The organism is Microbacterium stercoris, assembly GCF_017592545.1.
In the GTDB taxonomy this organism is placed as follows: domain Bacteria; phylum Actinomycetota; class Actinomycetes; order Actinomycetales; family Microbacteriaceae; genus Microbacterium; species Microbacterium stercoris.
The window spans coordinates 201235-213441 of the sequence record NZ_JAGFOA010000007.1 but is presented as its reverse complement, the minus strand read 5'-3'; the positions used below and the strand labels follow the sequence as shown (position 1 = coordinate 213441).

Here is a 12207-nt window from a genome sequence, read left to right as displayed (position 1 = left end):
GGGGGCCGGCGCGATGCGGATGCGGATGCGGGCTCAGCCGATCCGGGTCCAGGTGCCGCAGCCCGACGTGAGGAAGCCCGTCTCGTCCGCCGTGATGTCGACGGTCACCTCGGCGCCAGCCGCCGCCGCACCGGAGTCCATCGTCTCCTCGAGGAGCCACTCGAAGCCGGACATCGTCTCCCAGTAGCACCCGTCACCGGGCGGGACGATCGAGCGGTAGGTCCCGGGCTCGAACTGGTGGCCCGTGAGGAAGACGCCCTCGCCGGGGATGACGCCGCCGGCGAGCTCCGGCGCCTGCTGGATCGGTCGCCAGAGAGCGCAGTCGGAGGCGAAGCCGTAGTTGTCCTCGGTGATCGTGACGATCTTCTGCCCGGTGCTCTCATAGCCCGTCACCACGCTGTCCGGCGACGGATTCAGGGAGTTCAGGTGAACCCACGAGCAGGGGAAGGACCGGGCCGCGGAGACGTAGGTGCCCGTGGCCACCTGCTGTCCCACGATCAGGCCGTCCGGAGCCGTGAAGGCGGGCGCGGGGTTGCAGATCGTGCCGTAGACGACACCGGCCTTGACGACCCCGGCGCCTCCGAAGATCCACCGCTGTGCGGGTGCCCATTGCGTGACGAGGTCTGCGGCCGAGCGTGTGAGGCAGGTGCCGGCGGTGACCAGCAGCGGCGCGCCGCGCCGGCCGGCGAAGGCCGCGCCCGCCAGCGCGTCCGCGAACCCCGTGCCCGCCGCGAAACTCACATCGGTCGCATTCGGGAAGGCGTTCGCGCTGATCGCGACAGACGTCTCGTATCGGTCCTTGCCCGCGAGACGGATGACCGGGGCCCACTGCGCAAGATGACTCGCGATGCCGGCGGACACCGCGCCGGTGCCTCCCGCCACCCGGATCTGCTCGGGCCCGAAGGTGCCGATCAGCTCGGCGAGGCCGCCATCGACCTGGGGCTTGCGGCCATCGAGCAGCAGCACGGCACCGCCCATGCTCCCCGCCGCGGCCGAGGAGCTCAGCGCATCGGGGAAGTCACGCCCGCTCGCGATGTAGACCACCGAGGCGCCGTTCGGGAAGGCGCGCTCGTTGACGATGCGGGAGGTCGCATAGCGGTCCGCTCCCGCATCGCGACGGATCTCCGGCTGGATGCCCGCCAGCTGCGCGTAGACGCCCGCGGAGACGGCCCCCGTTCCCCCCACCACCACGATCTTCTGCGGCTGAAGTCGCAGCAGCTCGTCTCGGACGACGGCGGGCAGCTGGTTCGGCGCGGTCAGAAGCAGCGGTCCCCCCTGCGCCGCTGCGGCCGGGGCCGCGCTCAGCCCGTCGGGGAAGGCCGTTCCTGCGGCGATGTACACCACCGGGACTCCGGCCGAATACTGCTGGCTGATCGCAACCGAGGTCGAATACCGATCGGCGCCGGCGAGGCGATCGACCTCACCGGGAAGGGCGGCTCGCGCCGGGATCCCCACTCCGAGCACAAGGAGGGCGGCGACGCTGATGCCCACGAGAAAACGTTTCATGGCTCACTGTTACCACGCGCGCGCGTTCGCCACGGGAACCGCGCGACCCGGATCGGCGAAATCAACCGACGAGCGCGGCGGCGGCTGAATAGGCGCGAGCCGCCCGCGTCCTCAGACCAGGCGACGCACCCCGGGGATCCGCCGCATCACCATCGCCGCCGCGAACGAGAGCACGAGGGTCACGAGCCACAGCGCGGTGACCGCCACGGGGTGATCCGGATCGAACAGGGGGCGCAGCAGGGTCACGATCGCGAAGTGCACGAGGAAGACGCCGAACGCCGCATCGGACAGCTCACGCAGCACGGCGGCGACGCGTGGCCCCGGGGCGACCTTGGCGAACAGGCTGGCGCTCACCACGAAGATGCCGATCGAGGCGAGCACAACAAGCGGCCCCGGATAGGTGTTCGGCAGCGCCGCGGCGAGCAGCGGGTGCTGATCGGCCGTGCCGTAGAGCCACACATAGCCAGCCAGCAGCGCAGCGGTCGCCGCCGCGGCCGCGGCGAGCGCGAGGCCCCGCAGCCTCACCTGTGCGAGGGCCCATCCGGCGACGAAGTACCCCACGTACGGCACCCACTGCGTGAGCGAGATGAGCGTCATGGGCCGCGGGTGCCCCAGGTACGTGAGCAGCGACGCCGAAGCCCAGGTGAGGGTCGTCGCCGCCAGCACGCACGCGGCGAGCATCAGCGCCCGACGGCGTCCCCCCTCGCGCAGGAACGCCGCCAAGACGGGCGCGACCGCGTACAGCCCGACGATCAGCCAGAGGAAGTACAGCTGCGAGTAGGTCTTGCCGTCGACGAACATCGCGACCCACGCCGAGGGGCTGAAGTGCTGGCCGAGCATCAGCACGCGCACCACAACGACGTAGAAGATCGGCCAGAACACGAAGGCCGGGGCGAGCCTCAGCAGGCGTCGGCGGTAGAACCAGGCCGGACCGCGCTCATGCTGTCGCGGGGCCAGGATCAGCGCGCCGCTGATCATCACGAACACCGGCACCGCCCAGACGAAGCCGGCATCCATGATGACCGCGTACCACCAGCGAGCAGATCCGTGCACGGCCGGATCGACGACGACGTTGCCGAAGGTGTGGATCGACACCACGCCCGCGATGGCGATCACGCGCAGGATGTCGAGCGACCACTCCCGCGCCGGGGGCGTCTGCGCGCTCACTTCACCCTGCACTGGCCAGCGGCGAGCAGCAGTTCCTCACTGACCGACGACGTTCCGCCGACCGCGGTCACCCGGCGCGGATCCAGTCGATAGATCTCCGCGCACAGCGCCTCGGTCATGGTCCGCCCGTCCACGAGGAGCACCGAGCCGGGAGAGGTTCCCGTCGTCGACGCCGCGGAGAGCGCATCGGGGAAGTCCCGTCCGTTCGCGAGATAGACGTCACCGGCCCCGGGTTCGAAAACGGACCGGGAGATCTCGAGCGAGGTCTCGAATCGGTCTGCACCCGCGATGCGGTCGACCCGACCGCTCACCGCGTACGGCGTCAGCTGCGATCGCACACCCTCGGACACGGCGCCGGGGCCCCCGAGCACCACGATCCGCTGCGGCTTCAGCCGCGTGAGCTCGGTCGCCACCGCGCCGGGGACGTTCTCACCGACCAGCAGCATCGGACCGCCGTCGGCGATCGCCGCCACGGCGCCGGAGAGGGCATCGGGGAAAGCCGTGCCGCTCGCGACATACGCGACAGGCACGCCCGGTGCGAACCTGGCGCGGGAGACCGCCGCCGCTGTCGCGTAGCGATCCGGTCCGGCGATCCGCTCAACGGACGCAGAGGGGTTCTCGCGCCGGAGCCACGCGACGACATCGTTCGACACCGCCCCCGTGCCACCGAGCACAACGATTCGCTTCGGAGCCAGGTTCCTCGTGGCCAACGACGTGGCGTAGGGCAGGAAATCACGGGCGGTGAGCAGAATCGACCCCTTCTCGATGCCCGCCGCGGCTGCTCCGGAGAGCGCATCAGGGAAATCGAAGCCATTGGCGATGTACACCACGGGTTGGGTGCCGAACCCGCCGCTCGCGGCCACCGCGGTCTCGAAGCGATCAGCTCCCGCGAGGCGATAGGGCCCGTAGTTCGGCTGCACCAGGAGCTCCTTGCTGCGGACAGCACCGGTGGTTCCCGTGGGGAGCACGCCGTTCACCAGCACCGTCAGGCTCTTCCCCGCGTCGTCGGTCGTCAGACGGTACGTGGGCGACGTCGCCCCGGCGATGGGCTTTCGATCGTTCGGGCCCCCGTGGAACCACTGGTAGGTGAGCTTCGACCCGCTCGGCCATTTGTCCAGGCCGCCGACCGACACTGTCGCGCCGGTCTTCGGGCGGCCGAGGATCGTCGGCTGACCGACGTCGATGAAGGTGACGACGAAGGGCGCGCTCTGAACGGTGACACCCTCCGAGGACGTGAAATCGACAGCGAACTCGCCCAACGGGGCCAGGAACGACCGATCCACTTGCACCTGGGCCCGACCGTCAATCGGGACCTTCACCGACACGCGGGTGGGATCCCGCCAATGCGGTACGACGACATGGATGGTTCCCTGCATCCGAGGGCTGATCGTGACGTCGATGGTGAGGGGCTCCTCCGAGAGCGCCAACTCCGTCGACCGCCCGGGCACCGCCGTCACCACGGGCAGATGGCGTACCCGCAGAGGCGCCGATACGGATGGCTCGTTCCAGGCCGTGCCCAAAGTGCGGACCCGGTAGTAACCCTCGTTCGCCGCGGCGTTCTGGAACCACCTCGTCGTCGCGGCGTACACGTGCTGGAAGGTGACGCGCTCGAGCTCCGTATACGAGTTCCCCGTGGCCGAGAACTCCCACACGAGATCCACCGGCGGCACCACGTCATCGACCGCAGCCCACTGATCGAGCGCACTCCCTCGCTTGATCCAGATCGTTCCGTCCGTGGCCTGCCCGAAGACAGGTTCGAGGGTGGCGGTCGGCTTCTCCTTCTCGATGGTCACAACGACCTCGGCGCTCGTCGCGCCTGTGTACTCCACCGTCGAGGTGACAGGTGAGGGCGCCTGTGGCCACACCTCGGTGCGCGGGCGGATCACGAAACGCAGCCGATGTGTCCCCGGCAGGAGAGGGTCCTTCTGCAGGAAGCTCTCGAGGATCGGCATCACATCGATGCGCTTCGAAACCTCACCGACGCACGGCTCATTGGAGACCTCCATCTGGATGTAGGGAGGCACGAATCGCCACTCATCGCCATCCCAGATCTCGGGGTCCACACCCGCGGAACAGCCAGGAGTGCTGACAGTGAGCGACGCGTCGCCCAGAGGCGCGGCGACGATCGAGGTGCGGTCGACGTTCAGGTAAGCCTCGACCGGGCCGTCCGCGGCGTGTGCGGGACCAGGAAGGATCGCGGCGACCGCGGCGACGAGAAGGGAGGCCAGCATCGCGGCACCGCGACGCAACGGCAGGGGCGTCATCGAAGAAGTATCGCAGAGCTGTGGCCCCGCGCCGTGCCGCGCGCCGGGCCCGTCACGGCAGCGGCGGCTGGGTGAGGCCCCGGTACTCGACGTGCAGGTGGTCGCAGGAGTCCTGGAACTGCACCCAGCCCGGCGGCATCGTCAGCGGATCCTCGCTGCGGCATTGGTACTGCCCGAGCCCCGCGGGCGTCGGCATGGCGACGAGCAGGTCGGTGATGAGCGCGCGCTCGGCAGGGGTCTTCCCGGTGGTGGTGACGCCGTTCACGGTGCGGATGTCGATCGCGTGGCCCCCGCCGCGCTGGTAGTGATAGCTGGCCGATCCCGCGCCGGAGGTCGCATCGCCGACGCAGTACCGGTTGAGCGACCACAAGCCGAGCCGGTAGCCGCGATCGACGACGATCTTCTTCAGCGTGGAGAGGATCGCGTTGTCCACCAGGCACTCTCGGGCGACGCCGTCGATCGTGTGCGTCCGGATCACCCCGTTCGCGTAGGCGCGGAGCTGCTCGTACGACTCCCCGCTCGCGGTGACACGGCCCGTGGCGATGATCGCCTGGGCGGTCTTCTGCTGCGCGGGGGTGACATCCGTCCCCGGTTCGTTGGTGCCGGCCCGGCAGGACTCGCCGTCCTCGACGCCCTGGCCGAGCACGGCGACCCCGCCGAGCAGCCAGCGGTGGCGGGGCGACCACTTCTTGACGAGGGCGAGCGTGGCCGCCGGGAGGCACGCGGGTGGGGTGACGATCAGAGGGGCTCGGCGATTGCCGGAGAAGGCCGCACCGGCCAGGGCATCGGCGAACTGCGTGCCCACGGCGAAGCTGACCTCGGTGGCCGTCGGGAAGGCCTGCTGGCTGATCGCCACGGATGTCTGATAGCGATCGGTTCCGGAGAGGCGCAGGACCGGGGCGATCGTGGCGAGCTGGGTCGCGATGCCGGCCGTCAGCACCCCCGTACCGCCGACCACGCGGATCTGCGTGGAGCCGAGGGCGCTCACGAGCGCCCGGGTCGGGTCGTCGACCGAGGGCCGGGTTCCGTCCACGAGCACAACGGCTCCCCGGAGACTGCCGGCGGCCGCCGAGGCGCTGAGGGCATCGGGGAAGGCGCGCCCGGTCGCCACGTACGTGACCGCGGCACCCTGAGGGAAGGCGCGCTCGTTCACGATCCTCGAGGTCGCGTAGCGGTCGGCACCGGCGTCGCGTCGGATGTTCGGCTGGATCGCGGCCAGCTGGCGATACACGGCATCGGAGACCGCCCCCGTACCGCCGACCACAACGATCTTCTGGGGCTTGAGTCGCCGCAGCTCCTCCGCCACCACGGCGGGAAGCGATGTCGCGCTGGTGAGCAGCAGCGGCCCGCGCTGCGCCGCGGCCGCGGGTGCCGCGCTCAGCGCATCCGGGAACTCCAGGCCGTTCGCCACATAGGCGACCGCGACCGACGGCGCGTAGGTGAAGGAGATCCTGGCCGAGGTCGCGTAGCGATCGGCGCCCGCGAGCCGGGTCGTCTCTCCCGGCAGCGCGGCGGACGCCGGAGCCGCGATGCCGAAGGTGACGAGAGCCACGACAGCGGCGATCGCGGCGATTCGTCTCATAAGGGGACGATAACCCGGCGCACCGCTTCGGTCGGAGCGATGTCCCAGCCGTCGGCTGCGTCGCGCGATGGGCACGCTCCCTCAGGCCCGGTCGATCAGTTCCCGCACAACGCGCTCGGCCGCGTGTCCGTCGCCGTACGGGGCCTCATCCGTGTCCGCCGGACGCGGGCGCGTCACGCCGGCCGCGATCTCCTCCGCCGTCAGGGCCAGCACGTTCCAGCCCAGTGCCACCGTCTCGACCCACTCGGTCTCGGTGCGCACCGTGGTGCACGGCACCCGCAGCAGGAACGCCTCCTTCTGCAGGCCACCCGAATCGGTCACCACACCAGCGCTGTCCAGCACGGCCGCCAGCAGATCCGCATACGCCAGCGGCGCGTGCACATGCAGCGTGCCCTGCGCCAGATCGATGCCGTGCGCCGCCGCCTTGGCCACCACACGCGGGTGAGCCAGCAGGATCACCGGCTTGTCCAGCCCCGACAGGGCGCCTGCGATCTCCGCCAGACGAGCCGGGTCATCCGTGCTCTCCGCACGGTGGATCGTCGACACGTAGAACGACCCCGGCTCCAGACCCAGCTCGGCGGCGAGCTTGGACGGGCCCTCCGGCAGCGCATCACGCTGCTCGAACAGCACATCGGTCATCACATCCCCCACCAGCACCGTGCGATCGGCCAGGCCCTCGGTGGCGAGATGATCCACCGCCACCTGCGTCGGAGCCAGCAGCACGTCGGCGGCATGGTCGGTGAGCACACGGTTGTGCTCCTCGGGCATACGGCGGTTGAAGCTGCGAAGACCCGCCTCCAGATGCGCGACCGGGATGTGCAGCTTCACCGCGCTGAGCGCGGCGGCCACCGTCGAGTTCGTGTCGCCGTACACCAGCACCCAGTCGGGACGGTGCTCATCGAACACCGCATCCAGCGCCCCCAGCATCGCCCCCGTCTGCACACCGTGCGAACCCGAGCCGACACCCAGATGCACATCCGGGGCCGAGATGCCCAGCTCCGTGAAGAACACGTCCGACAGCATCGGGTCATAGTGCTGACCCGTGTGCACGATCACGTGCTCCACCCCCGCCGCACGCGCGGCCTTGTCGATCGGGGCGAGCTTGACGAACTGAGGACGGGCACCGACAACACTCAGGATCTTCACGTCGACCGAGTCTACGTGGCCGGTCGGGACACTCAGAGAACGCGACGGACCACGGGCACCCGACGCAGCAGGATCGTCGCCCCGAACGAGATCACCACGGTCGCGATCCACAGCAGCGTGACCATCACCGGCGAATCCAGCGCGCCGGCGAACGGCGGCGCCTGGCGCAGCAGGATCAGGATGACGAAGTGCATCAGGAAGACGCCGAAGGACGCATCGGACAGCTCGCGCAGCGCCGCCCCGATGCGCCGTCCCGGCACGAAGGCTGAGAGCAGGCCGTTTCCGGACACGAACACGCCCACCGCAGCCAGGGCCACGAGCGGACCGAGATACGAGATCGGCGCCAGGGCATCCAGCAGCGGATGCGCGGGCCGGGTGCCGTACTGCCAGACGAGCAGCGCGATGACCGCGGCCGTGAGCACCGTGGCCGCCGCGAGCTTCGCGCCGCGCGGGCGCAGGTCGCGCAGGGCCCATCCGGCCACGAAGTACCCGGCATACGGCAGCCACTGCGTGAACGCCAGGAGCGTGAGCGGGCGCGGATGACCGGCGTATCCGAGCAGGGACGACGCCGACCAGGTCGCGACCGCGACGGCGAGCAGGGCACCGGCGAAGAGGAGCGCGCGCTTCTGCCCGCCGTCCGAGAGGAACGCCGCGAGCACCGGCGCCACGGCGTACAAGCCGACGATCAGCCAGAGGAAGTAGAGGTGCGTGTACGTGCGGCCGTCGAGAATCGAGGTCGCCACCCCCGCGACCGTCAGCGTCTGCCCGGAGATCCATCCGAAGACGACGACGATGTAGAAGATCTGCCAGAACACGAAGGCCGGCGCCAGCCGCAGCAGTCGGCGCCGGTAGAACGAGGCGGGACCCTCCGCGTGCTGACGCGGAGCGAGCAGCAGCGCGCCACTGAGCATCACGAAGACCGGCACGACCCAGATGAAGCCGATGTCCATGGCGGTGGCGTACCACCACCGCGCGGAGCCCTGCAGGTCGGGGTTGGAGACCATGCCGGCGAACGTGTGGATCGCGACCACGCCGACGATGGAGATGACACGCAGAACGTCGTACGACCACCGGCGGGACGACCGCGCGGAGACGCCGCTCGCGATGCTCGTGTCGTTCGTCACGGTTGGCGAGCCTACCCCGCAGGGGTCGCGGCCAGCGTTCGCAGGGGCGCGGGTTGCTACCGTGGTGCGGTGCGCATCCTCCTGCTCACGACCTGGTATCCCACGGTCGCGGCCCCCAGCTCCGGAATCTTCGTCCTCAAGGACGCCGAGCTGCTGGCACGGGAGCACGACGTGCAGGTCGTCCATCTGGCATCGCCGCGCCTGCTGAGCGCGGAGGACGAGGCGGTCGACCGCGACCGCGCCGTGCCGGTCACGCGCATCCCGATGTCAACGACGAACCCGCTGCAGATCCTCGCCGCCGCGCGGCGCATCCGGCCCTTCCTCACGGATGTCGACGTGCTGCACACCGAGGCGATCAGCACGCTGCTGCCGCTGCTCGCGGTGGGCGTGCGGGTGCCGTGGGTGCACGTCGAGCACTGGTCGGCGCTGTCGAATCCCGACACCATCGGCAGGGCGCGCCTCGCGCTGCCCGTGCTCAGACGACTGCTGCGCCGCCCGGATGTCGTCACCGCCGTCTGCGACTACCTCGCCGACCCGATCCGTGCCCATCGCCCCGGCCCGACGCGTGTGGTGCCCTGCATCGTGCCGCAGCCCGAGACCGTCGCGCCACACCCGGGGGGCGCCGGTCCGCGCCTGGTCGCCGTGGGCGGCCTCGTCGAGCGCAAGGATCCGATCACCGCGGTCGAGGCGCTGCGTCTGCTGCACGATGCCGGCCTTCCCGCCTCGCTCCACTTCGTCGGCGACGGCCCCCTGCGTGATGCCGTGCGGGCTCGCGCCGACGCGCTCGGGCTCGGCGAGAACGTCGTCCTCGGCGGAGTGCGCGACCAGACCGGCGTGGAGGCCGAGCTCGCCGCAGCCGACCTGTTCCTGCTGCCGACGAAGGGCGAGAACTTCTGCGTCTCGGCGGCCGAGGCGATCGTGCACGGGCGCCCGGCGGTGGTGGGGGCGAACGGCGGCCAGCGGGAGTACGTCACCGACCTCAACGGCCGGCTCGTCCACGAGCAGACACCCGAGGCCTACGCGTCCGCCGCGCTGGAGCTGCTGCGCCGCGACCCCCGTCCTTCGGCGGACGCGGTCGCGGCCACCATCGGCGATCGCTTCTCCCCTGCTCGGGTCGCCGAGGGCTACGCGGCGGCATACGAAGAGGCGCGCGCGGTTCGGGCCTCCCGATGACCCCCGAGGTCGATCTCGTCATCGCGGTGCACGACCCGGCGCGGCCGATCGATCGCGCGGTGGGCAGTGTGCTCGACGCCACGGATGCCGAGGTGCGCGTCACGGTGGTGGTGCACGGGATCGACCCCGACCTCATCGCACGGAACCTCGCCACGCGCCTGCCGGATCCGCGACTGCGGCTGCTGCCGTTCTCCGACGGCCGCCGCAGCCCGGCCGGCCCCTTCAACGCCGGTCTCGACGCCGCCGACGCGCCCTTCACGTCGGTCATGGGATCCGACGACACACTCGAGCCGCATGCGATCGACTCGTGGCTGCGCGTCGCCCGTCGCGATGCGGCCGACGTCGTGATCGCTCGCCTGCGCCACGCGGGAGGGGCCGCCGTGCCCACGCCCGCCACACGCCCCTTCCGCTCGCGCCGGCTCGACGGCGTCCGCGATCGTCTGAGCTACCGCTCCGCGCCGCTCGGGCTCGTGTCGCGGGCGCGTTTCGGCGACCTGCGCTTCGCCCTGGACGTGCCCACGGGCGAGGACATCCCCTATGTCACCGCCCTTTGGTTCTCGGGCGCCGGCATCGCCTACGACCGTCGCGGACCCGCGTACCTGATCCACGACGACGGTGGGCCCCGCACCACCTTCGCGCGCCGCTCCATCGCGGACGAGTTCGCGTGGCTCGACCGCCTGCTCGCCGAGGAGCGGTTCTCGACGCTGCCTGCGGCAGCACGATCGGCCGCCGTGGCGAAGCTCATCCGGATCCAGCTGTTCGGGGCGATCTTCTATCGCGCCGACGCGGAGCTGTGGGGCGCGTCCGAACGCGCCGCGCTCGCGGATGTCGCGGCGAGACTCGTCGAGACCGGTGCCGGAGTGCACGAGCAGCTCTCCCGGCGCGACCGAGACGTGCTCGACGGCGCCCTCGACCCCGCCCGTCCTGCCACCGAGCTGATCGCGGCCGCGTACGCGCGGCGCCGGTTCCTCGCGGTGGGGTCGCTGCTCCCCCGCCGCCTCCGCTTCGCGCTGCATCGTGAGGCGCCGCTGCGGTTCGCCGCGGCGACCGCCCTCCAAGCACGCTGACGACAAGCCGCAGCCCGCGCGGCTCGGACCGCTCAGAGACGCGCGAGAAGCGCCTCCACCGCGGACCTCCAGGCCGTGACCTGGTTCTCGCTCGACAGCTCGCGCGCGTGGGCGTGCGCCTTCGCCTTCGCGGCCGACACCGTCTCGGGCGTCAGTCCGTCGATGGCGCGCGCCAGCGCTTGCGCGGAGAAGTCCTCGGCCACCACGCCGAGGCCATAGCCGGTGACGTACTCGGCCATCTCCGGCGACGGACCGATCAGCACGCCGAGCCGCGCCTGAACGTAGTCGAAGATCTTGTTCGGCAGTGCCCACCGGTTGTTGAAGTTCACCGGCGGCAGGATGTGGATGCCCACGTCGTAGCCTCGCAGGGTCTCGGCGAGACGGGCGTACGGCACCGGATCCTGCACCCGCACGCGGCCGCCCGTCGTCGCGGCGCGCTGCTTCAGCTCGTCGATGTACGACGGGTCGTTCGGGGTGAGGTACAGGTCGAGCGTGCCCGCGCGCGAGGCCAGCACACCGTCGACGATCGTGTCGAGGAAGCGACTGCGCTGCGCGGCACCCGAGTGCACGAACCGGATCGGGTCATGCACCTCCGTCGGCACGGCATCCACGAAGGGCGCGGCGTTCGTGACGACGACGGGACGGAAGCCGAAACGGCGCGCGTACTCGCGGGCGAGTCCGTTGCTGACCGTCGACCAGGATCCGGCCTTCGCGACGTGGTGGCGGCAGATCCACTCGATGAACGGCTTCACGAACACGCGGAACCGGAGCAGCTCCTCGTGCTGGCGCGGCGCGTACTCGTGCAGGTCCGCATGGATGCCGGCGCGCACGGTGGTCGACAGCGCCACGCCCACGGCGTCGACGTCGTTGGCGATCGCGACGTCGAACACGCGGCCGCGCAGCGCGGAGGTGGCGGCCGCGATCGCCTTGTTCTCGCGGTACGCGCGGCGGTACTGGCGCAGCACCACGGCTAGGCGCGGGTAGCGCCACACCGCGAGCTCGTCGGGGATCCGCAGGTGCTCGACGACGCCGTCCGGCTTCTCACCGTGCCCGAGCGTGGTGATGGCGTAGTCATCGCGGAACAGCGCGATCTGCTTGAGCAGACGCGCATCGGCGATGATCGGCGAGAACGAGACGATCAGCAGGCTCGGACGAGTCGGCGTGGGCGTGGTCACAAG

Annotated in this window: 9 protein-coding genes; 2 read left to right on the top strand and 7 right to left on the bottom strand. The window is 70.7% G+C overall.

The features are described 5' to 3' along the window. Window positions 1–33 precede the first annotated feature (33 nt). The 6 genes from J5V96_RS15950 to J5V96_RS15925 all read right to left on the bottom strand — a co-directional run bounded on the left by J5V96_RS15950 (window position 34) and on the right by J5V96_RS15925 (window position 8789). Window positions 34–1506: a cell wall-binding repeat-containing protein gene (locus J5V96_RS15950; protein ID WP_208505239.1), complete on the bottom strand. Its 1473-nt coding sequence runs from the start codon at window positions 1504–1506 to the stop codon at window positions 34–36. Window positions 1507–1617: 111 nt separating this feature from the next. Continuing rightward, window positions 1618–2673 carry an acyltransferase gene (locus J5V96_RS15945; RefSeq protein ID WP_208505237.1) on the bottom strand — a complete coding sequence of 352 codons (1056 nt, stop codon included), beginning with the start codon at window positions 2671–2673 and terminating at the stop codon, window positions 1618–1620. After that, window positions 2670–4937 carry a cell wall-binding repeat-containing protein gene (locus tag J5V96_RS15940; RefSeq protein ID WP_208505236.1) on the bottom strand — a complete coding sequence of 756 codons (2268 nt, stop codon included), beginning with the start codon at window positions 4935–4937 and terminating at the stop codon, window positions 2670–2672. The genes J5V96_RS15945 and J5V96_RS15940 overlap by 4 nt, the downstream gene beginning before the upstream one ends. A 52-nt stretch (window positions 4938–4989) precedes the next feature. Continuing rightward, window positions 4990–6519: a cell wall-binding repeat-containing protein gene (locus tag J5V96_RS15935; protein ID WP_208505234.1), complete on the bottom strand. Its 1530-nt coding sequence runs from the start codon at window positions 6517–6519 to the stop codon at window positions 4990–4992. Between the two features lie 81 nt (window positions 6520–6600). Next, window positions 6601–7665, bottom strand: coding sequence for a non-hydrolyzing UDP-N-acetylglucosamine 2-epimerase (wecB, locus tag J5V96_RS15930; RefSeq protein ID WP_208505232.1), 1065 nt, complete (start codon window positions 7663–7665; stop codon window positions 6601–6603). A gap of 32 nt (window positions 7666–7697) precedes the next feature. Continuing rightward, on the bottom strand, window positions 7698–8789 hold the full coding sequence (locus J5V96_RS15925; RefSeq protein ID WP_208505230.1) for an acyltransferase: 1092 nt from the start codon (window positions 8787–8789) through the stop codon (window positions 7698–7700). 69 nt (window positions 8790–8858) lie between these two features. Between J5V96_RS15925 and J5V96_RS15920 the strand changes: the two genes are divergently transcribed. Together J5V96_RS15920 and J5V96_RS15915 are read left to right on the top strand one after the other, a co-directional pair. Further along, complete coding sequence (locus J5V96_RS15920; protein WP_208505228.1) at window positions 8859–9962, top strand: glycosyltransferase family 4 protein; 1104 nt, start codon at window positions 8859–8861, stop codon at window positions 9960–9962. Next, window positions 9959–11029, top strand: coding sequence for a glycosyltransferase (locus tag J5V96_RS15915; protein ID WP_208505226.1), 1071 nt, complete (start codon window positions 9959–9961; stop codon window positions 11027–11029). The genes J5V96_RS15920 and J5V96_RS15915 overlap by 4 nt, the downstream gene beginning before the upstream one ends. A gap of 32 nt (window positions 11030–11061) precedes the next feature. On the opposite strand, the gene J5V96_RS15910 is transcribed toward J5V96_RS15915, so the two are convergent. Continuing rightward, window positions 11062–12204, bottom strand: coding sequence for a glycosyltransferase family protein (locus tag J5V96_RS15910; protein ID WP_208505224.1), 1143 nt, complete (start codon window positions 12202–12204; stop codon window positions 11062–11064). Between the last annotated feature and the right edge of the window lie 3 nt (window positions 12205–12207).